The organism is Sagittula salina, from assembly GCF_017813235.1.
GTDB classification, from domain to species: Bacteria; Pseudomonadota; Alphaproteobacteria; order Rhodobacterales; family Rhodobacteraceae; genus Sagittula; species Sagittula salina.
This window is the reverse complement of the sequence record NZ_JAGISH010000004.1, coordinates 258,824-283,393: the sequence shown is the minus strand read 5'-3', so window position 1 is coordinate 283,393 and position 24,570 is coordinate 258,824. Positions and strand designations below refer to the sequence as shown.

At 67.5% G+C, this 24,570-nt stretch carries 20 protein-coding genes; 11 read left to right on the top strand and 9 right to left on the bottom strand.

What is annotated here, in order from left to right; all coding sequences use genetic code 11:
* Positions 1-41 precede the first annotated feature (41 nt).
* Positions 42-1,352 carry a surface lipoprotein assembly modifier gene (locus J5474_RS09565; protein WP_209360675.1) on the top strand — a complete coding sequence of 437 codons (1,311 nt, stop codon included), beginning with the start codon at positions 42-44 and terminating at the stop codon, positions 1,350-1,352.
* A gap of 49 nt (positions 1,353-1,401) precedes the next feature.
* Here J5474_RS09565 and J5474_RS09560 read toward each other — a convergent pair whose 3' ends face one another.
* Positions 1,402-3,675 (bottom strand): DEAD/DEAH box helicase, encoded by a 2,274-nt coding sequence (locus tag J5474_RS09560; protein ID WP_209360674.1) that lies wholly within the window; start codon positions 3,673-3,675, stop codon positions 1,402-1,404.
* A gap of 331 nt (positions 3,676-4,006) precedes the next feature.
* Complete coding sequence (locus J5474_RS09555; RefSeq protein ID WP_209360673.1) at positions 4,007-5,377, bottom strand: aspartate aminotransferase family protein; 1,371 nt, start codon at positions 5,375-5,377, stop codon at positions 4,007-4,009.
* A gap of 262 nt (positions 5,378-5,639) precedes the next feature.
* On the opposite strand from J5474_RS09555, the gene argE reads away from it, so the two are divergent.
* From argE to J5474_RS09540, 3 genes are all read left to right on the top strand, one after another.
* The gene (argE, locus tag J5474_RS09550; RefSeq protein WP_209360672.1) at positions 5,640-6,794 is read left to right on the top strand and encodes an acetylornithine deacetylase; all 1,155 of its coding nucleotides are present in this window, start codon (positions 5,640-5,642) and stop codon (positions 6,792-6,794) included.
* Positions 6,795-7,220: 426 nt separating this feature from the next.
* The gene (locus J5474_RS09545; RefSeq protein WP_209360671.1) at positions 7,221-8,099 is read left to right on the top strand and encodes an RNA polymerase factor sigma-32; all 879 of its coding nucleotides are present in this window, start codon (positions 7,221-7,223) and stop codon (positions 8,097-8,099) included.
* Entirely contained in the window at positions 8,096-8,911 is an 816-nt protein-coding gene (locus J5474_RS09540; RefSeq protein WP_209360670.1) for a ChaN family lipoprotein, read from the top strand. The genes J5474_RS09545 and J5474_RS09540 overlap by 4 nt, the downstream gene beginning before the upstream one ends.
* Positions 8,912-8,946: 35 nt before the next feature.
* Here the strand turns inward: J5474_RS09540 and J5474_RS09535 are convergent, their stop codons facing one another.
* A complete protein-coding gene (locus J5474_RS09535) occupies positions 8,947-9,585 on the bottom strand; it encodes a zinc ribbon domain-containing protein (protein ID WP_209360669.1) in 639 nt (212 codons plus the stop codon).
* A gap of 795 nt (positions 9,586-10,380) precedes the next feature.
* The gene (locus J5474_RS09530; RefSeq protein ID WP_209360668.1) at positions 10,381-10,908 is read right to left on the bottom strand and encodes a putative metalloprotease CJM1_0395 family protein; all 528 of its coding nucleotides are present in this window, start codon (positions 10,906-10,908) and stop codon (positions 10,381-10,383) included.
* Positions 10,909-11,028: 120 nt separating this feature from the next.
* Here J5474_RS09530 and coaBC point away from each other — a divergent pair, with 120 nt between their 5' ends.
* The 4 genes from coaBC (at position 11,029) to J5474_RS09510 (ending at position 16,016) form a co-directional block, all read left to right on the top strand.
* Entirely contained in the window at positions 11,029-12,234 is a 1,206-nt protein-coding gene (gene coaBC / locus J5474_RS09525; RefSeq protein WP_209360738.1) for a bifunctional phosphopantothenoylcysteine decarboxylase/phosphopantothenate--cysteine ligase CoaBC, read from the top strand.
* Between the two features lie 146 nt (positions 12,235-12,380).
* Complete coding sequence (gene dut, locus J5474_RS09520; protein WP_209360667.1) at positions 12,381-12,839, top strand: dUTP diphosphatase; 459 nt, start codon at positions 12,381-12,383, stop codon at positions 12,837-12,839.
* Positions 12,839-13,888, top strand: a complete 1,050-nt coding sequence (locus tag J5474_RS09515; RefSeq protein WP_209360666.1) for a HesA/MoeB/ThiF family protein — start codon at positions 12,839-12,841, stop codon at positions 13,886-13,888. Before dut ends, J5474_RS09515 begins: the two co-directional genes overlap by 1 nt.
* A 106-nt stretch (positions 13,889-13,994) precedes the next feature.
* Positions 13,995-16,016 carry a M3 family metallopeptidase gene (locus J5474_RS09510; RefSeq protein WP_209360665.1) on the top strand — a complete coding sequence of 674 codons (2,022 nt, stop codon included), beginning with the start codon at positions 13,995-13,997 and terminating at the stop codon, positions 16,014-16,016.
* 188 nt (positions 16,017-16,204) lie between these two features.
* Here the strand turns inward: J5474_RS09510 and J5474_RS09505 are convergent, their stop codons facing one another.
* The gene (locus tag J5474_RS09505) at positions 16,205-17,194 is read right to left on the bottom strand and encodes a TraB/GumN family protein (RefSeq protein WP_209360664.1); all 990 of its coding nucleotides are present in this window, start codon (positions 17,192-17,194) and stop codon (positions 16,205-16,207) included.
* Between the two features lie 93 nt (positions 17,195-17,287).
* Here J5474_RS09505 and J5474_RS09500 point away from each other — a divergent pair, with 93 nt between their 5' ends.
* A complete protein-coding gene (locus tag J5474_RS09500) occupies positions 17,288-17,956 on the top strand; it encodes a DUF2161 domain-containing phosphodiesterase (RefSeq protein ID WP_209360663.1) in 669 nt (222 codons plus the stop codon).
* Between the two features lie 13 nt (positions 17,957-17,969).
* Here J5474_RS09500 and J5474_RS09495 read toward each other — a convergent pair whose 3' ends face one another.
* Together J5474_RS09495 and J5474_RS09490 are read right to left on the bottom strand one after the other, a co-directional pair.
* Positions 17,970-18,935 carry a DMT family transporter gene (locus tag J5474_RS09495; RefSeq protein ID WP_209360662.1) on the bottom strand — a complete coding sequence of 322 codons (966 nt, stop codon included), beginning with the start codon at positions 18,933-18,935 and terminating at the stop codon, positions 17,970-17,972.
* A 94-nt stretch (positions 18,936-19,029) separates the two neighbouring features.
* On the bottom strand, positions 19,030-19,296 hold the full coding sequence (locus J5474_RS09490) for a hypothetical protein (RefSeq protein ID WP_209360661.1): 267 nt from the start codon (positions 19,294-19,296) through the stop codon (positions 19,030-19,032).
* A gap of 258 nt (positions 19,297-19,554) precedes the next feature.
* Between J5474_RS09490 and J5474_RS09485 the strand changes: the two genes are divergently transcribed.
* Together J5474_RS09485 and J5474_RS09480 are read left to right on the top strand one after the other, a co-directional pair.
* On the top strand, positions 19,555-19,929 hold the full coding sequence (locus J5474_RS09485) for a hypothetical protein (RefSeq protein WP_209360660.1): 375 nt from the start codon (positions 19,555-19,557) through the stop codon (positions 19,927-19,929).
* Entirely contained in the window at positions 19,922-20,539 is a 618-nt protein-coding gene (locus J5474_RS09480) for a DedA family protein (RefSeq protein WP_209360659.1), read from the top strand. The genes J5474_RS09485 and J5474_RS09480 overlap by 8 nt, the downstream gene beginning before the upstream one ends.
* Here the strand turns inward: J5474_RS09480 and J5474_RS09475 are convergent.
* Positions 20,529-21,458 carry an L-lactate dehydrogenase gene (locus J5474_RS09475; protein ID WP_209360658.1) on the bottom strand — a complete coding sequence of 310 codons (930 nt, stop codon included), beginning with the start codon at positions 21,456-21,458 and terminating at the stop codon, positions 20,529-20,531. The genes J5474_RS09480 and J5474_RS09475 overlap by 11 nt on opposite strands.
* Positions 21,459-21,917: 459 nt before the next feature.
* Positions 21,918-24,539 carry a bifunctional lysylphosphatidylglycerol flippase/synthetase MprF gene (gene mprF / locus J5474_RS09470; protein ID WP_209360657.1) on the bottom strand — a complete coding sequence of 874 codons (2,622 nt, stop codon included), beginning with the start codon at positions 24,537-24,539 and terminating at the stop codon, positions 21,918-21,920.
* Between the last annotated feature and the right edge of the window lie 31 nt (positions 24,540-24,570).

Here is a 24,570-nt window from a genome sequence, read left to right as displayed (position 1 = left end):
GCGAGTGTGCCGGACCCCGGTTTCGTTGGATCGGGATCCTGTTGTCTGCTGCCCTGTGCCTGGTGACTGGCCAGGCGCAGGCGCTGTCCGCGCGGATCTCCACCGGGCAGGTCGTCGAGATCGCCAGCGCCGCCGACCTTCAGCTTGCTGTCCGTCGCCTGATCGCCGCCGGGCTTTTCGACGATGCGCGCCGCCTTGCCCGCGCATATGAGCCCGGTCACCCCGACCACGCCGTGCGCATGGCCTATACCGACGCGTTGGTCGCGCAGGCGCAGGGCAACGACATGGAAGCGGTGCGCCTCTACCGTATGATCCTCGCGCAGAGGCCCGATCTGGACCTCGTCAGGGTGCAGCTGACCGGGGCGCTGGGGCGCCTGGGAATGCACGACGGGGCAAAGGCGCAGGCCGAACGCCTGATCGCCTCGGGCGTCGATGACCGGCTGGACGGACAGTTGTCCTCGCTGCTGCGGACGCTGGACGCCGAACGCCCGCTGAGCTTTCGCGGCTATGTCTCGCTGCTGCCGTCGAGCAACATCAACAATGGCACCAACCGTTCCAGCGTGGCGCTGGGGCCGGTGACGGGGGTGATTCCGAAGAACCAGCAGCGCATGTCGGGGCTGGGCTACGCATCGGGCGCGCAGCTGGCGTTTCGCCAGCAGGTCAGCCCGCGCTTTGCCGCCATAGGCGCGCTGGAGGCGCGGCTGGAAAATTTTCCCGAGATCGCCCGCCGCAACCTGACGGGGCAGGGTTCGGTCGGTGTAGAGGCGCGGACCGCGCGCGGAACCGTTCTGGCGCGGGTGTTTCAGGGCGGCGCCATGGTCGACGGGCAGCGCACCTACCGATATCAGGGGCTGGGCGTCGAAACCGACCAGCGGCTGGGCGCCGCATGGCGGCTACGCACCGGGGCGGAATACCGCTACGAGCAGTTCGACGCCGCCCCCGGAGACAATGGCGATTACCTCGATATTCCGGTGCAGCTGGACCGCTTCACCGGACCCGAAAGCTTTGTACGGTTCATCGCGGGCGGCTCCTTTGGGCGCAAGGCGCAGGATCGGTTTTCCTTTGACGAGGGGCGGATCGGGCTGGGCTACTACCGCGAGTTTCCCAAGGGCGTTTCCGCCTATGCCGAAGGAATCGCCGCCCGTCGCACCTACCACGCACCCTATCCCGGCATCCCCGATCCACGCCGGGACGAGCGTTTGCAATTGGGGCTGACGCTGACGAAGCGCGACCTCGTGGTGATGGGCTTTGCGCCGCAGGTTTCGCTGACGTCGAAGCGCAACCGGTCGAACGCGGCCTTCCACGACACCACGAAGCACGCGCTCGATATCCGCTTCACGCGGGATTTCTGAAACGGGAAAGGCCCCAGGTGGGGGCCTTTCGTGGTCGTGTCGGGGGTGCTCAGGACTTGCCGGGCTTGCGGCGCGGGGTGGCGTCGCCGCCCTTTGCCTTGGCGTTGAACCGCGGCTTGAAACCGCTGCCTTCGCCGCCATCACCGGCCTTGCCCTTGAAGCCGGGCTTGCCGCCCGGTTTGCCAAAGGGCTTGCCCGCCGGTTTCGCTCCCGGCTTGCCAAAGGATTTGCCCGGTCCGCCAGAGCCCGCGCGTTTGCCCAGCGGCTTCGACGGGTCCATCGCGCCACGCGGGCGTTTGTCGGCAGGGGCGTCGGACCGGGGTTTGTCAGACCGGGGTTTGTCGGACCGGGGTTTGTCAGGCCGGGGTTTGTCCGACCGGGGTTTGTCGTCCCCTGTGCCGTGCGACTTGAAGCCTTCGGAGCGCGGCTTGCCCGCGCCGCCATGGGATTTGAAGCCTTCGGATTTCGGTTTGCCGCCACCGTCGCGGGACTTGAAACCTTCGGACCGGGGCTTGTCGCTCCTGTGTGATTTGAAACCCTCCGACCGGGGCTTGCCGCCCTGCGGTCTGAAGCCTTCGGAGCGGGGGCGATCGTCCTTGCGCGGGGCTTCATCCCGGTCGGGACGCGCCGGACGTTCGGATCGCTCCGCGCGTTCGGGACGCGGGCGGTCGTCACGCTTGTCAAAGCGCTTGCCCCCCGGTTTTCCCCCGGGCTTGCCGGCGGGACGCCCGTCGCGGGGGCGGCTGGCGAACGACGGTTCGCCCGCCACCGCGCGCAGGGTGATGTCCTTTTCCAGGATGCCATTCCCGTCGACCGCCGCCAGCAGGGACGGCAGCGCCGCCTCCGCCACTTCGACAAAACTTTCGGTGTCCTCGACCCGGATGCGCCCGATCTGCGCCTTGTCGAGATTGCCCGCCCGCAGGATCAGCGGCAGGAGCCAGCGCGGCTCCGCCCCCTGATCGCGGCCGGCCGACAGCGCGACCCATTTCGAGGGCCCGAAGGGCGCGCGCTCCGCCCGGTCGGGTTTCGTGCCCGGCGCGTTCAGATCCTCCGGCGCCGACAGCCGCGACAGGTACATCCGCAGGCAGGCCGCCGCGATCTGCTCCGGTGCGTAGGCGGTGATCAGGCGTTCGGCAAAGCCCTGCTCCTCGGGGCTCAGCGCCTCCGTCCAGGCGGGAGACGCGAGCAGGCGCTCTTCGTCCTTCGCGGCGATCTCCTCAGGCGAGGGGGCGACGGTCCAGGTCGCCTTGACCTTGGCCCAGCCCAGCAGGCGCTGCGCCTTCTTCACGTCGCGGTCGGATGCGATCAGCGCCGAGATGCCCTTGCGCCCGGCGCGGCCCGTCCGGCCCGAGCGGTGGGTCAGCGTCTCGGTGTTCGACGGCAGGTCGGCGTGCACAACGAGGTCGAGGTTCGGCAGATCGATCCCGCGCGCCGCCACGTCGGTGGCCACGCAGACCTTCGCCCGACCGTCGCGCAACGCCTGCAATGCGTGGCTGCGTTCGTCCTGGCTCAGTTCACCCGACAGGGACACCACTGCAAAACCGCGGTTGGCCAGTCGTGCGGTCAGCCGCGCCACGGTGGCGCGGGTGTTGGCAAAGACGATAGCCGTGGGCGCGTCGTGGAACCGCAGCAGGTTGATGATGGCGTGCTCTACATCCTGCGGAGTGCATTGCACGGCCTGATACTCGATATCGGTATGCTGTTCGCCCTTGACCTGCGTCGTGATGCGTTCCGCATCGCGCTGGTAGCTTTCGGCAAGCCGCGCGATGGCGGGCGGCACGGTGGCGGAGAACAGCAGCGTGCGGCGGGTCGCGGGCGATTCGGAGAGCATGAACTCCAGATCCTCCCTGAAGCCGAGGTCGAGCATCTCGTCGGCCTCGTCCAGAACGATGGCGCGGAGGCTTGCAAGATCCAGCGCGCCGCGCTCGATGTGGTCGCGCAGGCGACCGGGGGTGCCGACGACAATATGCGCGCCACGCTCCAGTGCGCGGCGTTCGCTGCGGGCGTCCATGCCACCGATGCAGGACACGACGAGGGCGCCGGTCTTTTCATAAAGCCACGACAGTTCGCGCTGCACCTGAAGCGCAAGTTCGCGTGTCGGGGCGACCACCAGCGCGAGAGGGGCGGCGGGCGGCGGCAGAGCACCGTCCTTCAGCAGGGTCGGCGCGATGGCAAGGCCGAAGCCCACCGTCTTGCCTGATCCGGTGCGGGCGGAAACCAGCAGGTCGCGCTCCGCCAGTTCGGGCGCGGCGACGGCTTCTTGAACGTCGGTCAGCGTGGTGTAGCCGCGCTCGGTGAGCGCTTCGTGAAGGGGGGTCAGCATGTCGGGGCAGGGTCCATGGGGCAGGCGTGCGCGGCGCACGCTAAAGGGGGCAAGGGTCCGCACCTACAGCAGACGCGTGCCTTTGTCCATGCGCGAATGCGGGGCATTTGCGCCGGACACCAGACCGGGCGGCTTTGCGCTGAAGGGGGACCCGGGAAAGGGTGCCCGGCAGGCGTGTCCGGGGTGCCTCTGAAAACACTTTTGCCCCGGTGGCCTGAAATCCGGCAGCACAATGTGGGCGGCGGGGGATTGGCGCCGCCTTTGTTTCCCCCGCCTCAGTGCAGGCGTGGCCCGCATGGGTCGGACCGGCAAGGCCGACCCGAAACCCGTCTCAGCCCAGCACCTCGCGCACCGCGGCAGCGGTCTTTTCCGCGATCTCCTCGGCCTCGGCCCTGGTCAGGCAGAAGGGCGGGGCGAAACCGAGGATATCGCCCTGCGGCATGGCCCGCGCGATAACGCCCTTCGACGCCAGCGCCGCCGCGATCTGCGGCCCGGCCTTGCGCGCCGGATCAAAGAAAGCGCGGCCTTCGCGGTCCTCGACGAATTCCAGCGCCGCCAGCATCCCTTCGCCGCGAATATCGCCGACGTGCGCGTGCTCCCCCAGCGCGGCGACCAGCCCGGCCCGCAGATGCGCGCCGACCGTGGCCGCGTTGTCGATCAGGCCAAGATCGTCGATCAGCTTGAGGTTCGCCACCCCGGCGGCGGCCCCGATCGGGTGTGCCGAATAGGTCCAGCCGTGGCCGATGGGGCCGTTTTCGTCGGTGCCCTGCTCCAGCACCTTCCACATCTTCTCCGATACGATCGACCCCGACAGCGGCGCATAGGCGGATGTCAGACCCTTGGCGATGGTGATGAGGTCGGGTTTCAACCCGTAGTGATCGGAGCCGAACATCGATCCGAGACGGCCGAAGCCCGTCACCACCTCGTCCGCGATCAGCAGGATGTCGTGCTTTTCCAGCACCGCCTGGATCGCCTCCCAGTATCCGGCGGGTGGCGGCACGATGCCGCCCGTACCCAGAACCGGTTCCCCGATGAAGGCGGCGATGGTGTCGGCGCCCTCGCGGTCGATCAGCGCCTCCAGTTCCGCCGCGCAATGCGCAACGAACTGCGCCTCCGACATCGCGGTATCCGGGCGGCGGTAGTAATACGGTGCCTCCGTGTGGATGACCTGAGACAGCGGCAGGTCGAACTTCTTGTGAAACAGTTCAAGCCCCGTCAGAGACCCGGTCATCAGGCCCGACCCGTGATAGCCGCGCCAGCGGGAGATGATCTTTTTCTTCTCGGGGCGTCCGAGAATGTTGTTGTAGTACCACACGAGCTTGACGTTGGTCTCGTTGGCGTCGGACCCGGAGAGGCCGAAGTATACCTTCGACATATGCGAGGGCGCGCGATCCAGCACCATTTTCGCCAGCGTGATCGACGCTTCCGTGCCGTGGCCCACATAGGCGTGGTAATAGGCCAGCTCGCGGGCCTGCTCGGCGATGGCCTCGGCGATCTCGGGGCGGCCATAGCCCACGTTCACGCAGTAAAGACCGGCAAAGGCATCGAGCATCCGGTTCCCGTCGCGGTCCTGGATATGGCAGCCCTTGCCGCCCGCGATCACGCGCGACGGGGTTTCGCCGCGGGCATGCTGAGCGAGGTGCGTCGAGGGATGGAAGAAGGTGTCGCGGTCCCACTGGGACAGCATGTCGTTGGTCAGCATTCTAAGGCCTCCTGAACTGCGGCAGCGCGCCGCCGGGGGTATAGGAGCCATGGGGGTCCGCGCATTGTCGGGGGCCTGTGGCTCCGCGGGTCCCGGCAGCAGCGCGCAATGCCTTTATTGTCGGGATTGCCGGTTTTGTAGCCGATCTGTCGCGGCAGGACCAGAGGGCGCCGCAGGGGGCATTGACGAAAGGCCGCGCGGGCTGCGAGGGCTGGTGCCTGTGCACGGGAATTGTGCGCCCACCAGGGGCAGGAGGGATGAAATGGGTGTTATGACGCGGACCGAGGCTCTGCTGGGTGAGCTCATTGCGCTGCCGACGGTTTCGGCGGACAGCAACCGCCTGCTGATCGACCGCGCTGCAGACTGGCTGGAGCATTTTGGCGCCCGCTGCGAAATCATGGCGGACGAGACCGGGGCGAAGGCGAACCTCTGGGCGACCTTCGGCCCGGAGGTGGACGACGGGCTTGTGCTGTCGGGGCACACCGACGTCGTTCCGGCGGAGGAGCCGGGCTGGACCACCGATCCCTTCGTCATGGCGGAACGCGACGACCGGCTCTATGGGCGCGGCACCTGCGACATGAAGGGTTTCATCGCCTGCGTGCTGGGCATGGCGCCGGAGATCGCCGCCTGGGATCTGAAACGCCCGGTGCACGTGGCGTTGACCTACGACGAGGAGGTCGGCTGTTACGGAGCGCGCGCGCTGGTCGATACGCTGGCGCGGCAGGGGTTGCGGCCGGGCATGGCGCTGCTGGGTGAACCCACGCTGATGAAGGTGATCGACGGCCACAAGGGTTGTTGCGAGTACACCACGCATTTCCATGGGCTGGAGGGCCACGGTTCCGCCCCCGACCGCGGCGTGAACGCCGCCGTCTACGCCACGCGCTACGTCACCCGCCTGATGGAGGTGGAGGCGCGGCTGCGCGGGCAGGCGCCCGAGGCCAGCCCGTTCACGCCGCCCTGGACCACGATCAACATCGGCCGCATGGTCGCGGGTGCGGCGCGCAACGTGATCGCCGGCCAGGCGGAGATCGAGTGGGAGATGCGTCCGGTCCAGCCGCGCGACGCGCTGGAGGTGCTGGCCGAAATGGACCGCTATGCGGTAGAACTCATGGCGGAGATGCAGGTGGTCCACCCCGGCGCCCACGTCCTGCGCGAAGTCGTCGGCGAAGTGGCGGGGCTGATGCCGGAGGATGGAAACCGCATGGCGCAGATGGCCTGCGCGTTGACGGGGTCGAACGGCTGCGAAGTTGTCTCCTTCGGGACGGAAGCGGGGCTGTTCCAGTCGCTCGGTACGCAATGCGTGGTCTGCGGCCCGGGTTCAATCGAACAGGCCCACCGGGCGGACGAATATCTCGCCCGCTCCGAGTTGCGCGCCTGTCTCGATATGCTGCAGGGGATGCAGCGATACATGATCTGACGGCGCCCCGCCCCCCCGGCGCGGGCGGCCTTGAGTATTTCCAGCAAGAAGCAGCAAAGGCGGCTCCGCAACCGGATGAGCGTCGGCGGAGTTGGAGCGCGGTCGCCAACATGAGGCGGCATGCGGTTCGGAAAATAGTCCTCGCGGCGTGGGGCATTGCGAAATGCCTGAAACGTGCCTGTCGGTTTCCATACCGTGGGCGGAGTTTTGGCATTGACTTCGTCACGACACCGCATTGTTGCGCAGGGTATTGATTGTTCTTGAAATAATCTCGGGGCTGGAGCGTGGGCCAGCACGAATGCACAGCCTGTGTGCGTGTCGGGTGGAACTTTTTCGCCCATGGGTGTGAACTTTTTCGCATGCTCATGCGTAGTACGTGCGAACCCCCGATCAAGGGGGAGCCACCAGCATGTACGGGGATCTGCCATGGCTCTTGACGGCTTCAACGATCAGACACTTTCGCGCCGCGCCATGAAGGCCGAGCTTCTGGACGCCGAAACCGAATTGGCCCTCGCCTATGCCTGGCGTGACCACGGCGACGAACAGGCGCTGCACCGGCTGATCCAGGCCTACATGCGGCTCGCGATCTCCATGGCGGCGAAGTTCAAGCGGTATGGCGCCCCGATGAACGACCTGATTCAGGAAGCTGGGCTGGGCCTTATGAAGGCCGCCGACAAGTTCGATCCTGATCGCGGGGTGCGCTTTTCCACCTACGCCGTCTGGTGGATCAAGGCTTCTATCCAGGATTACGTGATGCGCAACTGGTCCATGGTGCGCACGGGGTCGACGTCCTCCCAGAAGGCGCTGTTCTTCAACATGCGACGCGTGCAGGCCCGGCTGGAGCGCGAGGCGCAGGCTGCGGGGCAGAAGCTGGACGGCCACCAGTTGCGCCACATGATCGCCACCGAGATCGGCGTTCCGCTGCGCGACGTGGAAATGATGGAGGGGCGGCTCTCCGGCTCCGACTTTTCGCTGAACGCGACGCAGTCGGTGGAAGACGAGGGCCGCGAATGGATCGATACGCTGGAGGATGATTCGGCGCAGAGCGCGGAACTGGTTGAAAACGCACATGACACCGAATGTCTGCGGGACTGGTTGGTGCAGGCTATGGCGGGACTGAACGAACGCGAACGCTTTATCGTGCGGGAGCGCAAGCTGCGCGACGAGCCGCGTACCCTGGAAAGCCTCGGTAACGAGCTGGGCCTGTCGAAGGAGCGCGTGCGACAGCTGGAGGCCGCCGCCTTCGGCAAGATGCGCAAGGCGCTTGAAGCACAGAGCGGAGAAGTGGCACACTTCCTGGCATGAAAACATGCTTTTCCGGCCTTGTGGCCTTTGCGATGGTCCTGGTTGCGGGCCTCTGCACGACCCCCGCGGCGCAGGCCGACGGGGGTTTTTCCGACTTTTCTGGTTACGATGTGGTATTTTTGGGCGAGGTGCACGACAATCCCGCGCATCACGCACGCCAGGCGGAGATCGTGGCGCAGGTGCAGCCCGACGGCATCGTCTGGGAAATGCTGACCGGAGTGCGCGCTTCGGCCATCACGCCGGAGATGCTGGCGAGCGAGGCGGTTCTGGGACCATTCCTGTATTGGGAAGACAGTGGCTGGCCGGACTTCGGCATGTATTACCCGATTTTCGCAGCCTCCGATGCGCAGCATTTCGGCGCTGCCTTGCCGCGCGGAGAGGCTCGCGCGGTAATGGGCGAGCCCGTCGCGGAGGTCTTTGGGTCCAGTGCCGCGCTGTTCGGGCTGGACAGGCCACTGCCCGCCGATCAGCAGGCAGCGCGCGAGGCGCTGCAGCGGGCGGCGCATTGCGATGCCCTGCCCGACGAGATGCTGCCCGTGATGGTCGATATTCAGCGGCTGCGGGATGCGCGGATCGCCGCGGTGGTGCGCGAGGCGCTGGCGGTCACGGGTGGGCCGGTGGTGGTGATCACCGGCAACGGTCACGCGCGCAAGGATTGGGGCGCACCGGCGTTGCTGGCGCAGGCGATGCCGGAACTACGGATCGGGGCGCTGGGGCAGGGCGAGGACGGCGCGCCGCCGGAGGGCGTTTTCGACCGGGTCGATGACGCGCCGGGCGTGGAGCGCGAAGACCCCTGCGCGGAATTCCGTTAGGATTTTACGCGCAAGGTGCCTGCGAGATTTGGTGATTATCCCGCTGACACATCGGCCAATACATATGGTGGTCGGATGTTCCGTGTCAGTGGGGTGTCCAGGGCTGCATCGACGTCCCTGTGGTAGGGGCTGCCGAGCACCTGGGCCGAGGTCACCCGACCCCGGGTCCTGTTGCGCTCCAGGTTGTGGAGAACCGTCAGCCGAAGGCTTTGCGCCTTGGTGTGGTGCGCAGCCCGATCGAAAGCGGAACGCCCGTTTCCCCAGTTGCGCGCCGCATTCAAGTCGGCGTTGATCTCGGGTCCGCAGGCGCGGCATGAGAAGTCTGATTGGATTTTGCAATCGTCCTTGGCCACATGTCCACAGGCCGAGCATGTCTGGCTCGAATAGACCGGCTTCACCTCCGCGAAGGCGATGCCGTAGCGCTCCTCGATATCGCGGAGCTTCTCCCGGATGACCTTGCGGCCAGAGCGGGCGAGAATGCGGTTCAGCCGCCGGGAAAGCCCCGGGGCCCGGAAGTCGAGCTTCTCGATGATGATGTGTGCGGGGCGCGCCATCCGGATTAGCCGCTTCAGCACCCGGCCGGTCTCGATCTTGAGGAAGCGCTGAGCGGAAGGCGGTCGCCGCGCTTCATGGAATGGATGTTGGCCATAACCAACAAAAGCGAAGCGCTTCACGCGACATCTCCACAGACGAGAGCGCGAACCGTCAGCGGTCGGCTGGCCGATGCCAGTTCCGCTACGATGCATCGTTTATGGCCGACCTCTCTGAGGTTGGAAGATGACTGGTCCGCCGCGCCCAACCATCGTGAGCACGAGAAGCCGGCGCGGGCCGCGCCTGGACCGCACACCGCTCGGACCCCCGCCGTGCTGATTGCGCGGTGGGGCCCCGGTCCAGATCTCATCCATCTCCACGATGCCGGAGAGCACCACGCTCTGATCGGTCATCATTGCGCGAATACGATGACCGAGATGCCTGGCGACCTTGTAGGTGTCCCCGAGCACCTCGGAGAGCTTGCGTGCCGATATGCCAATGCTGGGTGCGGCTATGCGTCAGATAGCCTGTAGCCACAGGCCGAGAGGACGCCGCGTTCCGTGCATCTCTGTGCCGGAGGTCATTGAGAACTGCCTGCGGCAGCTGTCGCAGGTGAAGGGTCCGGCGCGCGAGCGGTGGAGGGTGGCGGTGGGTATAGCGCTGCCCGGAGACTGCGGTGGCACCACATCCGGTACATCGGAGGCCGTCCGGGAACCGCGGGCGCTCGAAGAGCGCACGGCATGCAGCTTCATCCGCCACGATCTTTCGATCTCGGCGAAGGTGATGTTGTCGGGCGCGCGTTTGACGGGGCGATGAGGCGTGCCCGAGCAATCTTGGCCACAGCCTCTGATCAGGAAGCCTTAAATACCAGATTTGGCGGGTGACGTGTCAGCGGGACAATTCCGCGAGATTTTATGTGAGCATTGGGTGCCCGCGGTTCAATGCAGTTCGTCGACGTCGCCGCTGCGTTCCTGCGTGCGCAGAGCGGTGAGGTCGGCCTGCGCCTTTGCCCGCGCGGCCTCTGCCGTGGCGGCGATGCGGCGGTCGGCGGAGGACGGCTCTGCCGGGGCGAGAGCCGCAGCCTTGATCTGCTGCATCTTGGTGATCGTCGCCTCCGGATCGCCTGCAACCGGACTGACGTCGATGGGCACCTCGCCACCGATGGCGTAGCGTTTTCCGTCAGGCCCGGTCTGGTAGGTATAGCTGACGCTGCCCGCGTGCGCCCCACCAATTGAGGCATGTGCGGCCTCATGTGCGCGGACCTCGCGGTCGCGGGTCTTCAGCTTTGCGATCATGCGGGTCTCGGCTTCGGGGCGTGCCGGGGCCTTGCCCTCCTCGACAGTCGTCTGCTTCGCCAGCGCCTGCGCATCTGCCTTGCGCCCTTCCGCGATTTTCGCATGGTAGGCGGCCATGAGCGGCGCCAGCGCGGCCCAGCCGGATTTCTGTTCGCTGTCATGGATCTGCATTGAGCCCTCGCGCACGGCTTTCCTTTCGCGGCGGGGAAAGGGTAGTGTGCGCGGGTTAACAGCGCCTTTGGGCGCGCGGGGATCGTCACGGGAACGGGAAGAGGTCGGATGAGCGCGGGGATCTTGGCGGACAAGCGGGTTCTGTTGATCATCGGCGGCGGTATCGCGGCCTATAAATGCCTGGATCTGATCCGGCGCCTGCGCGAGCGGGGCGCGGCGGTGACCCCGGTGATGACGCGGGCCGCGTCGCAGTTCGTCACGCCGTTGAGCGTAGCAGCGCTGGCCGGGGAGGCCGTGCATTCCGACCTTTTCGACCTGACGGCAGAGGCGGAGATGGGCCATATCCAGCTCAGCCGCGTGGCGGATCTGGTGGTGGTGGCGCCCGCGACCGCCGACCTGATGGCAAAGATGGCGGGGGGGCACGCGGACGACCTTGCCTCTACCCTGTTGATGGCCACCGACACACCGGTGATGATCGCCCCCGCGATGAACGTGCGGATGTGGGAACATCCCGCGTCGCAGCGCAACCTCGCCGTTCTGGGCGGCGATGGTGTCGCCGTGGTGGGGCCAAACGATGGTGACATGGCCTGTGGCGAATATGGGCCGGGGCGCATGGCGGAACCGCTGGAAATCGTCGCGGCGGTGGAGCGTGCCCTGACGCGAGGGCCTCTGACGGGACGGCGGGTGCTGGTGACCTCCGGCCCGACGCACGAACCCATCGACCCGGTGCGCTACATCGCCAACCGCTCGTCCGGGGCGCAGGGGACGGCGATTGCCGAAGCGCTGCGGGATCTTGGCGCGGAGGTAGTCTTTGTCACGGGGCCTGCCGCTGTGGCGCGGCCGCAGGGCGTGCAGGTGGTGGAGGTCGAGACCGCGTGCGCGATGCGCGAGGCAGTGATGGCGGCCCTGCCGGTGGACGCCGGTGTGTTCGCGGCCGCCGTGGCGGACTGGCGCGTGGCCACTGCCTCCGCATCGAAGATCAAGAAGGACAGCGGGCGACTTCCGGTGCTGGAATTCGCCGAGAACCCCGACATCCTGCGCGAGGTCGCGCAGCTGGACGCGGGGCGCCCCGCGCTGGTGGTAGGCTTTGCCGCCGAGACCGACGATGTCGTCGCCCACGCCACGGCCAAGCGGGACCGCAAGGGGTGCGACTGGATCGTGGCGAACGATGTCTCGCCAGAGACCGGCATCATGGGTGGAACGGAAAACGCGGTTGTCCTTATCACTGCCGATGGTGCGGAGGCATGGCCGCGGGCCGCCAAGGGCGCGGTGGCGCGGCGGTTGGCGGAACGCATCGCGCAGGCGCTGGGCCGGGCGGAGGCATAGGATTTGAGTATTTGGAAAGCAGAGAAGCAGGGGGGCGGGCCAGGGTCCCGCTGTCGCTGCGGCCGAAAGGGTGGAATGAGTTTTTTTGCCAAGAAGAAGCTGGCAGTGGGTGCCTTGCGGACGGGGCGGTTCGGGGAGGACCGGGTATGAGCGTGGAGGTCATCCTTGCCTGGGAGCCGGGGGCGGACGAGGCGCTTGGCCTGCCCGCCTATGCCACCGCCGGGGCGGCAGGGGCGGATCTTCGGGCCAATCTGCCGGATCGGGGGGCCGTACGGCTCGCTCCGGGCAAGCGGGCACTGGTGCCGACGGGGCTGCGGCTGGCGATCCCGGAGGGGTACGAGGTGCAGGTGCGGCCGCGTTCCGGCCTCGCTTTGAAGCATGGCATCACCCTGCCCAACACGCCGGGAACCATCGACAGCGACTATCGCGGGGCGCTGGGGGTGATTGTGATGAACGCAGGGACCGAGGTGTTCACCATCGCGCACGGCGACCGCATCGCGCAGATGGTGGTGGCGCCGGTTGTGCAGGCCAGGTTCAGCGTGGCCGACGACCTGCCCGGTACGGCGCGCGGCACGGGGGGCTTTGGCTCCACCGGGAGGGGCTGATGGTCGCGGTCCTGCTGGTGGCGGCGGCGCTCTGGGGCGTGGGGGTGGTCATGGGGGTCACCCGGCGGGCGCGACTGGTCACGCTGGCGGCGCTTTACCTCGGGGTGTTGCTGGTGCATCTGGTGCTGTCCCCGGGCCATCCCCTGCGTCTGGCCATGGGGAGCCTGCCGGGCTGGCTGATCCTTGGCGGCGTGGCGGCGCTGGTGGCGGTCTATGCGCTTGGGCTGCGCCGGTTGCGGGCGCGGGCGGAGGAGGTCGAGATGTCCGAAGAACCACCACAAGCGGGCGCGTTCCGTCCCGGAGAACTGGAGCGCTACGCCCGCCACATCGTGTTGCGCGAGTTGGGAGGGCCGGGTCAGCGCAAGCTGAAGGAAGCCCGCGTTCTGGTGGTGGGCGCCGGGGGGCTGGGGTCGCCCGCGCTTTTGTACCTCGCGGCGGCCGGGGTGGGCACCATTGGTGTGATCGACGACGACGTGGTGGATCAGGGTAACCTGCAGCGGCAGGTGATCCATACGGACGCCCGCATCGGAATGCCGAAGGTGTTTTCCGCCAAGGCCGCGATGGAAGCCCTGAATCCGTTCGTGGTGGTGCAGCCCTACCAGCGGCGGCTGGAAGCGGAGATCGTGGCGGACCTCCTCGCGGATTACGACGTGGTGCTGGACGGGACCGACAACTTCGCCACGCGCTATATGGTCAACGCGGCCTGCGTCGCGGGGGGCAAACCGCTCATCTCGGGCGCGCTGAGCCAGTGGGAAGGGCAGCTTTCGGTGTTCGATCCCGCGCAGGGCGGACCGTGCTATCAGTGCATCTTTCCCGAAGCGCCGGCGCCGGGTCTGGCGCCAAGTTGCGCGGAGGCAGGGGTTCTGGGGCCCTTGCCGGGTGTCGTGGGCTCCATGATGGCCGTGGAATGCGTGAAGCTGGTCGCGGACGCGGGCGCAGTGCTGCGCGGCGAGATGCTGATCTACGACGCGCTCTGGGGCGAGACGCGCAAGATCGGGCTGAAACGGCGCGAGGATTGCCCCTGCTGCGGGGCCGCGAAGGCGGGGTAGCGGGCCGGGGGCGGGGGGCGGTGTTTTCCTGTGGCCAAAGGCAGGGCCGTGATTGAAGCCTTCACCATTGGGGCTTAGATTCAGGGCAACCCTGATGGAGTACCACATGACCAACGTTCTGCTGACCAAGTGGGAGACGCCTTTTGGCATCGCCCCCTTCGACAGGATTTCCGACGACGATTTCGCGCCTGCGGTGGAGCAGGCGCTGGCCGAGCACCTGGCGGAAATCGAGGCGATCGCGAATTCCGACGAGGCGCCGACCTTTGCCAACACCATCGAAGCGATGGAGGGCGCGGGCGCCACTCTGGACCGGGTGCTGGGCGTGTTCTACAACGTCGCGGGCGCAGACAGCAACGCGGCGCGGCAGGCCCTGCAGCGGGACTTCTCGCCGACACTGGCGGCGCATTCCTCTGCGATCTATTCCAATGAACGGCTGTTCGCGCGGGTCGCGGACCTGTGGGACCGGCGCGATACGCTGGGTTTGTCGGAGCCGGAGGCGCGTGTGCTCTACCTCGCGCATCGCGGTTTTGTTCGCGCGGGAGCCGCGTTGGCGGGTGGCGCGGCAGAGCGCATGAAAGCGGTGAAGGAGCGGCTGGCGGTGCTTGGCACCAGCTTTACCCAGAACCTGCTGAAGGACGAATCCGACTGGTTCATGGAACTGTCGGAGGACGATCTCGAGGGATTGCCGGGCTTCGTCGTGGACGCGGCGCGCTCCGCCGGGGAGGCGCTGGACAAAGCCGGGCCGGTGGTGACGCTGTCGCGTTCCCTGATCGTGCCCTTCCTGCAATTTTCGCCGCGCCGCGCCCTGCGCGAAAAGGCCTGGCGCGCATGGTCGATGCGGGGGGAGAACGGTGGCGAGACCGACAACCGCGATATCGCTGCGGAAACGCTGCGCCTGCGCGAGGAGCGGGCAAAGCTGCTGGGCTACGCCGATTTCGCGCATTTCAAGCTGGAGCCGGAGATGGCGGGCACGCCGGACCGGGTTCGGGATCTGCTGATGGCGGTCTGGGAACCGGCAAAGGCGGCTGCGCTGACCGATCAGGCGGAGATGGAAGCGATGCTGCATGCCGACGGCGTCGCGGGTCCGCTTGAGCCCTGGGACTGGCGCTTTTACGCGGACAAGCGGCGGCGCGCGCTGCATGACCTCGATGAGGCGGAGCTGAAGCCCTATCTGCAGCTTGACCGCATGATCGAGGCGGCTTTTGCCTGCGCCAACCGGCTGTTCGGGCTGGAGTTCGCGCCGCTGGACGTTCCGCTGTATCACGCGGACGCGCGCGCCTGGGAGGTGACGCGCGGCGGCGAACACGTGGCGGTTTTCATCGCGGATTATTTTGCCCGCGCGTCCAAGCGGTCGGGGGCGTGGTGCTCGGCCTTCCGCTCGCAGTCGAAGCGGCCACGGGTGGAGACGCCCGTCGTGGTGAATGTCTGCAACTTCGCCAAGCCGCCTTCGGGCAAGCCCGCGCTGCTGTCCTACGACGACGCGCGCACACTGTTCCACGAGTTCGGGCATGCGCTGCATCAGATGCTCTCGGATGTGGAATTTGGTTCCGTTTCAGGGACGAGCGTGGCGCGCGACTTCGTGGAACTGCCCTCGCAGCTCTATGAACACTGGCTGGAGGTGCCGGAGGTGCTGGGCGAATTCGCCACCCACGCGGAGACCGGCGCGCCAATGCCGGAGGCGCTGCTGGAGAAGGTTCTGAAGGCCGCGACCTTCGACATGGGGTTCCAGACGGTGGAATACGTGGCCTCGGCGCTGGTGGATCTGGAATTCCACAGCGCCGAGGCCCCCGCCGACCCCATGCAACGGCAGGCGGAGGTTCTGGAACGGCTGGGAATGCCCCGCGCCATCGGGATGCGCCACGCGACGCCGCATTTCGCGCATGTCTTCGCGGGCGACGGCTATTCCTCGGGCTATTACAGCTACATGTGGTCGGAGGTCATGGACGCGGACGCCTTCGCGGCCTTCGAGGAAGCGGGCGGCCCGTTCGATCCGGAGGTGGCGGCGAAGCTCGAAGGTTTCATCCTGTCGAAAGGCGGATCGCAGGAGGCTGAAGATCTGTACATGCAGTTCCGGGGCCGGATGCCGGGGGTCGAGGCGCTTTTGAAGGGGCGCGGGCTGGCCGCCTGAGGGGACGCTTGGAGTGACGAAGCAGGGGCGCGGGGGTGAACCGCGCGCCTGTTTTGGTTGCGGTTCGGCTGCGTTGTTTCCCGGCGAGGGCGCGGGTGGAGAGATGCGCCTCCGGCGGGAGTATTTCCGCCAAGGAGAAACGGGAGCCGAACAGACGTGTGGCGGCGGCGCTTTTCGCTCGGCCAGGGTCAGAACGGTGCGCGGGTGAGGGTAAAGCCCTGTTCCTCCAGAAGGTTCAGGATGCCGTCCTTACCCGGCAGATGGGCGGCGCCGAAGGCGGCGATGACGGGGCTTTCTGTGTTCGCCAGCGCCTTTTTCAGGACCGGCATCCAAGCCGCGTTCCGGCGGGCCAGCAGGCTGTCGTTCATGAAGGCGGTGACGGCGGCGTTTTCTTCTTCGGTCAACGGGGTCAGGCTGGGACCGAGCAATTCCAGCGCGATCTGGCCTTCGGCGCTGCGTTCGTCGAAGTAACTGTCGAGCATGGTGGTGAAGAGGTCCTCGTTCACCTCGGGCGCGGTCAGGGCGGCGCGGATCATGGCGAGCTGGGTCTGTAGCGGGATGTCGGCGAAGAGGCCGAAGAAGGTATCCCACGGTTCCAGCGACCGGGTTTGCAGGCCGCGCGCTTCCGCCGCGTCCTCCAGTCTGAAGTCGAGCCCGTCCTGTTGCTCCAGCAGTTGCTTCATGCAGGCGGGAACGGAGAGCAGCATCGACAGGTACCAGGGTTGCATCCGGGCACCGACGAAGGCAGGCACACCGCGCGCCTCCATGGCGGCTGCGAGGGCCTGCCATTCGTCCTCCGGCAGGAGGTCGGGGAGGCTCGCGCCCTTCAGCATGAAGAGGGTCGGATCGGACAGCACACTTGTCTCCATCGTGGCCTTGTCGGCGGCGGTCATTTCCAGCAGCAGCAGCGCCGCATCGTCGAGCAGCGGCGACAGGCGGGCAGTGGGACCATCGAGGCGCGGGTCGGTCAGGTGCATGGTGCCGATCAGGTGCAGCGTCGCGCCGTCCTTCGTGGCGATCCAGTGGTTGCCCTGCGCGTAGGGGGTTTCGATCAGCCGCGCGTCGAGGCTGTCGCGCAGGTCGGGCGCGAGGTTCTGCGTGAGGTCCTGGCCGCGGCAGTCGGCATGGGCCTGCGTCGTGATGGTCAGAAAGAGGAGAAGGGCAGTAAGGCGGATCATCTGGGGCTCCCCTGCGGATGGACGCAGTGTTCGGCTCAGTCTCGGGCGAACGGCGGCGCTGGACAAGGGGCTGCGCGTCGGTTGAATGGGGCCATGGAGCGGGAAAGCGAATTATACGCCCCGGTGAAGGCCATGCTGGAGCGGCAAGGCTACCGGGTGAAAGGCGAGGTGGGGGCGGCGGACATGGTCGCGGTGCGGGGCGTGGAGCCTCCAGTGATCGTGGAGTTGAAGCTGCGGCTGACGCTCTCGCTGTTTCATCAGGCGGTGGCGCGTCTGAAGCTGACGGAACATGTCTATGTTGCGGTGCCGAAGCCATCGGGCCGTGTGGCGCGTCGGGCGGTGAAGGACAATCTCGCGCTTTGTCGGCGGCTGGGATTGGGGTTCATCGTGGTGCTGGCGGATGGCCGGGTCGAGGTGCTCTGCGATCCCGGGCCCTACACTCCGCGCAAGGACAAGCGGAAGGCGGCGCGACTCCTGCGGGAGTTCGAGGCGTTGCGCGGCGATCCGAACGAGGGCGGCGCCACGCGGCACGGCATTGTCACGGCTTACAGGCAGGACGCGCTGGCCTGCGCAGCCTGGATGGTGGAACGCGGCGCCTGCCGGGGACGCGACGTCGCGGCGGGCGCGGGCGTGGCCCGCGCGACGCAGGTCATGCGGGACAACCACTACGGCTGGTTCGAGAAGGTCGGGACGGGCGTCTACGCCCTGAACGACGCCGGGCGCGTCGCGCTGGTGCACTGGGCCGGGTCGTGGGAAACGTGAGCCCTCGGCGGTGTCAGGGCACCTCCGCCGCAGGCGTCGCGGCGGCGAGGGTGGCGTTGCGCTCGGCCACCTCGGCGCGGGCGCGCAGCCTTTCGCGGTGGATGGTGTAGAGCCCCGACGCCACAATCACCGCACAGCCGACCAGGGTCCAGCTGTCGGGCAGGTCGCCGAAGACGACGAAGCCGTAGAAGGTCCCCCAGATGATCAGCGAGTAATGCATCGGGGCTACTACCACGGCTTGCGCGATGTCGAGAGCACGGATGACCAGCACTTCGCCAAGCGCGGCGGTCAGGGCCATGCCGGCGACGATCAGCCAGACGAAGGCGTCGGGCGGCGCGGTCCAGACGAAGGGCAGCGCCAGCGTGAGAAGCGTCGTCGAGGTGATCGAGGTATAGGCCACGGTGGTCATCACCGGGTCCGCTCCCGAAAGGCTGCGCGACAGCACCTGCCTGAGGGCAAAGAAGCTGGCCGCCCCGACCACGAAGAGGATCGCCGGGTGCAGCACGCCCATGCCCGGCCGTACCACGATCAGCATCCCGACAAAGCCCACCGCCACCGCGCCCCAGCGGTGGAGCCCCACGGATTCGCGCAGGAAGAGCGCGCCCATCAGCGTGACGATGAAGGGCGCGACGAAACTGACCGCAACCGCATCCGCCAGCGGCACGTAGCTGACCGCGATCACGAACAGCACCGCGGAGCAGACCGCGCAGACCCCGCGCGCCACCTGCAACCCCGGCAGGTGCGAACGCAGCAGGCCCGGCCCCTTCAGCGCGATCAGGAGCGCCACCCCGAGGAAAAGGCCGAACTGGCGGAACCAGACCACCTGCGCGGCGTGGAAGAATTCTGTGAGGTACTTCGCTTGGACATCGCAGGCCGCGAAGGAAAAAAAGCCCAACGCCATGAGGACCATGCCCTTCAGGTTTTCGGGGTCGCGCGGGGCGGGGGCATGGCGCACGGGCGTGGCCTGAAGGGTTGGCATGGCGGACTCGCGGTCTATGGGACGACCCAGAATAGGGTCAGATACCCTGACCATTCAAGGTCGGATGCGTGCCTGCTGCATCAAATTGTCCAAGTCAGCCATCCGGCGGACTATGGCGAATTCGGGAACCCCGGGCCGGGAACCGGTCCATGATCCACATGGGCTTGCCGCTGTAGCCGTCGAGTCTGGGTGGTACGTGCATCGCCAGCAGCACCCGCTCTCCCTGCGCCGGTGCATCCTTCGGCAGCGCGGCGAGCCAGTCCATCTGCGCGACGGTCCGGGCGTCGATTTCCGCCCACGTCGGCGCGAGGGCGCACCTGTCGAAGGAATAAGGGCCGACGCCGTAGTCGCGGATGAACATCCGAGAGCGGGAGACACAGCGGGGGCGTGGCAAGAAGGGCGAGCCAGAGGGCGAGAAACCGCGTCGCGAAAATCCTCCTGGATGAAATTTTACCGTATTGCTCCACAAAAGCGCGATTCTATGGCCATGAAATCCGTGCAACCCGCATTCGGGGCAGGACATCGCGACGGGTCGCGGCGCATGGTGCGTGTATCCCATGGACTGACCGCGCCGCGCGCGCTCTGTCTGGCGGCCGGGGGAGTATGAAGGAGGCAAGCGATGCGCAGGCTTTGGCGTGAAGCGCCCTATCTGACGGGTGGGCTGGCGCTGGCTCTCCTGGTGGCCACGGTCTTTGCCGTACGGCTGGCGCTGGGCGCGCTTTTCTGGGCCGATCCGGAGCATCGCGACATGCCCATCGCGCCATGGATGACGCCGCGCTTCGTCGCCATGTCGTGGCACCTGCCGAAGGATGTGGTCACGGACGCCCTCGGCCTGAATCCGGGCGCAAAACGGGATGGCCACGGGCCTGAGCCGCTAAGCCGCCTGGCGGAAGAACGCGGCGTTCCAGTGGCAGATCTGATTACCGATCTGGAGGCCGCCATCGTTGCCTACCGTGCGTCTCTCCCGCCAGACGGGGCGCCGGCGCATGAGTGAGACGATCTTTGGCCTCGTGTCGGGCTACGGACTCTGGGTGGTGGCGGTCTCGGCTTACCTGTCCTGCCTCGCGGTGCCGATACCCACGGCGCTGGTGATGCTGGCGGCCGGGGCGTTTGCGGCGGCGGGGGACCTCGTGTTCTGGCAGGTCTGGCTGGTGGCATGGCTCGCGGCGCTGGCGGGGGACAACACCGGCTACCAGCTGGGGCGGCGCGGCGGTGTCCCACTGGTCCGATGGATGGGGGCAAAGACCGGCAAGGCGGGGCTGATCGCGCAGGGCGAAGAAACCGTGGCGCGCTATGGCGGACTCGGAGTGTTCTTCTCCACCTGGCTTGTGGCACCACTCGGGCCATGGGTGAACCTGATCGCCGGGGCAATGCGGCTGCCTGCGTGGCGCTTTGCGGTTTGGGACACGGCGGGGGAAACAATCTGGGTGACGGGTTACGTGGGCCTTGGCTTTGTCTTCGGCGCGCAGGTGGACACGTTGGCAGCGCTGGTAACGGACTGGGCCGGGCTGGTGGCGGCACTGGCGGTGGCGGCGGGATTCGCACTCGCGCTGGTGGTGAAACTCTGGCGGCGAGGGCGTTCCCCCGGCCCGGTCAGAGGCTGAGGCTGTCGAAGCCCTCCTTCAACAGACGCGCAGAGGCGGCCAGCGCCTCCTGCTCCGAAGCAGCGAGGTCCGGCATGAGGGTCGCGCTCACGCCTTCGCGGGCCAGCACGCGGGGCAGGGAGCATGCGACCTCGCCCACGTCCTGCACGTTGCCCACCGTGGAGAGCGACAGCACGGCCTGTTCGTCCCCGGCGATGGCGGCGACGATTCGCGCCAACCCCGCGCCGATGCCGTACCAGGTGGCGCCCTTGCCGGCGATGATGGTGTAGGCGGCGCGGCGCACACCCTCGTCGATGCGGGCGCGTGCGGCATCGGTCAGCGGCGTGCGCATCTGGGCGGCAAAGCTTTCCAGCGACACGGACCCGGCGCGCGCGGCCGACCATGCCAGCACCTCGCTGTCGCCATGTTCGCCCAGAACGTAGGCATGGACAGAGCGTGGCGCGATGCCGAGGTGCCGCCCCAGAAGCCAGCGAAAGCGCGCTGTATCGAGGATGGTTCCCGACCCGATCACCCGACCCGGGGGCAGCCCCGACAGCGCCTGCGTCACCTGCGCCATGATGTCGACCGGGTTGGAGGCTATGACAAGGATCGCCTCCGGTGCGTGGCGCATCACCTCGCCCACGACGGCGCGAAAAACCTCGGCGTTGCGCGAAAGAAGCGCCAGCCGCGTCTCGCCCGGCTTCTGGGAGACGCCGCAGGCGAGGATCACGACTCCGGCGCCGGCGAGGTCCGCGTAATCGCCCGCGTCCACCTGGACCGACGCGGCAAAGGGCACCGCATGGGCGATGTCCTCGGCCTCGGCGCGGGCGCGGGCCTCGTCGATATCCACCAGAACGATCCGGGAGGCTGCGCCGCGCATGACGCAGGCAAAGGCCGCCGAAGAGCCGACCATGCCGGCGCCGACGATTCCGAGTTTCATGGGGGTCCCCTCCGCTGGTCTCGGGGTCAGGATAGGGCAGCGCCCCTACGGGGCAAAGACCTTCTCGCCGCCGCGCCCGGTCAGGGCATGTCCCACCATGGGACAGTCGCGGGATTGAGCGAAATCAATATCTTGCCCCACCCGGATTCAGGATTTCTTTACCCTTGTCAGCCGCTCTCCGCCGCCGCGATGCCTCTCTGCTTCGCAAATGCGCCCTGAGGGTCCGGGGGCACCACCGCAACGCCGCCCTTCAGGGGCGATCTCCAGACCGCTCTGAAACCGCCCGCTTTCCCGCTTCTTCTTGGTTCAGATACCTCCACGGGGGGCGGGGATGTGACCCCCGCGCTGAGACGCCGACAAAACAGGCCCAAGGCACAGGCCCCAACAAGGGCCCCAAAACAGGCCTCAACACAGGCCCAAGTCCCAGGCCCCGACACAGGCCCCGACACTGGCCCAGTCTCAGCTTGTCCGCCTCTCGGCCTTTGTGCGGGGCTTCCGTGCGCGGCCCGGGCGGGGCAGGCCGCCGTTGATCAGGGTCACGATGTCCGTCGCCACGGCGAGGATGTTCGCGCGCGGCGGCACGGCGACATAGACCGGGCGCCACTCGGGGTCGAACTTCTGCTTGAAAGCGCGCAGTCCCTCGAAGTTGTAGAACTGCCGCCCGTGCTTGTAGACAAAGGCGCCCATGCGCGCGGTCAAGCGCGCGCCGCGCCGCGCCTCGATCCCCGACAGGGGCGCATTGCCAAGGGAAAACTCGGCATAGCCGCGGCCTGCAAAGTGTAGCAACAGCTCGGTGAACAGGAACTCCATCATCCCGGAGGGCGCGTCGTCCGCGTGGCGCATCAGGTCGATGCTGGCGGCGTGGTGCGCGTCCGTCAGCCAGAGCGTGGCAAAACCCACGATGCGGTCATGGTGCCGGACGACGGCGATGGGCGCGCGCGACAGCACCGCCGGGTCGAAGGTGCCGAGGGAAAACCCCTTTTCGCCGCCGGATTTCGCCGCCAGCCATGCGTCGGATATCGGGCGCAGCGCTTCCAGCGTCTCCGGCGCGACGGGCGCCTCCAGCATTTCGAAGGTCAGCCCGTCGCGCAGCGCGCGGTTGTGCGTCGTGCGCAGGCGTTTGCGGGCGGGACCGTCGAGGCTGAATCCCGCCAGGGGTACCACCGCCTCCTCTCCCATCTTGATCAGCGCCAGGCCCATGTCGATCCAGAGCGAGGCATGCGCGGCCGAAACCGCGTAGAAGATCGGGCGGGCGTTGGCGGCATAGGCCGCGTCGTGGAAGGCCCAGGCCAGCTGGCGCGCCTCTGCTGGGTCGCCAAAGGGTTCGTGCAGCGCGATCCAGCTGCGATTCTGAATGCGGTACATCAGCGCCGCGCGGCCGCTGTCCGAGAACATCAGGCATTTGTCGCCGGTCAGGGCGATATTGGCCCCCGGGTCGGGCTGCGCGGCGATCAGGGCACGGGCGCGCTCCAGATCCTCGGGCGTGGCGGGCGCGTGGCGCAGGGTGCCGGGACGCAGCGCAAAGACGAGCAGCGCCACGGTCAGCAGGATGCCCCCCAGGAGCGCGGCGCGCAGGGCGCGCGGCGCGCTCTGGTCCGAGGCGAACTGCCACCAGAGGTCATGCGCGTAGGGCGTGGCCTTCTGCGCGAAGACAAGCACCACCAGAAGCCCGCCCAGCAGTCCGAGCATCATCAGCGTCCAGCGCAGGCTGAACACGTCGCGGGTCATCCGCGTGGTGCGGAAGAATTCGGCCTTGGTCGGGAGCAGGATCAGCAGCGCCGCCCCCAGCATCAGCGCGCGTTCGTAATCCAGCCCGTTGGCGAGGCTGGTGGCGATGCCGCCCGACAGCGCCAGCACCGCCAGCCACCACGCCCCCTGCACGCGGCGCAGCAGGCCATGGGCGATCACCAGCATGGAGGCGCCGATGGCGCTGGTCAGCAGCGCGCCGCCTTCGAGGATGGCGGTGGGCAGCAGCAGTTCCAGATCCTCGGCGATTTCGGAGGTCGGCGGGATCAGGCTGGAGATTATCATGATCACGCCGGAGGTCAGGATCATCGTCGCGATGGCCAGCGGCACCAGGGCGGAGATCGACCGCACCAGCGCCTGAACGAAGGGCGGCAGGCTGCGGCCGGAGGCATGGCGGAACTCGGTCACGGCGAGAATGACGAGCGCCACGAAGAAGGGCAGCAGGTAATAGACCAGCCGATAAAGCAGCAGCCCCGTGGCGGCCTGTTCGACGGGGACGGAGGGCGGCAGTGCGGCAATGATCACGGTTTCGAAGACGCCGACGCCGCCGGGGACGTGCGACACGACGCCCGCCATGATCGCGGCGGCAAAGACCGCGAGGAAGGTCGGAAAGCCAAGGTCGGAGGGCGGCAGCAGCAGGTAGAGCGTGGCGGCGGCCAGCAGCAGGTCCACGGCGGTGAACACGAACTGCGCCGCCATGATGCCGGGCGTCGGCGGGCGCAGGGCTATGCCGCGCACGGTGATCTCGGACTGGCGGGCGGCGATGGCAAAGAGGATGGCACAGGCCGTGGCGACGATCGCGAGCGAGCCGTAGCGAATCGTCGCAGGGTCGAGGTGCAGCAGGTGCCCCAGCGCGTGCGGGTGAATCACCAGCGCGCCGAAACCGATGATGGTCGCGCCAAAGCCAAAGGCGCTGGCGCCGAAGGTGGCGATGGCGGCGATGTCATAGGCCGACAGCCCCAGCGCGGAATAGATCCGGTAGCGGACCGCCCCGCCGGTGATCGGACCCGCGCCGATGGTATTGCCGAAGGCATAGCCGAGGAAGGCGCCCAGCATGGTCACCGGCAGCGGAAGGCGTTTGCCGATGTAGCGTAGCGCCGACCAGTCGTAGCCGATCAGGGTCATGTAGCTGGCCGCCGTGGTCAGGACGGCCAGCAGCAGAATATGCGCCGGGGTGGCGCGGGCCTGCGCCATGACACTGCGCAGGTCGACGGGGGCCAGCAGGTGATGCAGCGCCCAGGCGCCGGCGGCAAACAGCGCGATGGTCACGAAATATGGCAACAGCGGTTTGACGCGCTGCCAGGGCGATGTCCTTGCGGTGGTGTCGTCCGTCATGCGGCTGGGGGTCCCGACTCGTTGCTGATGC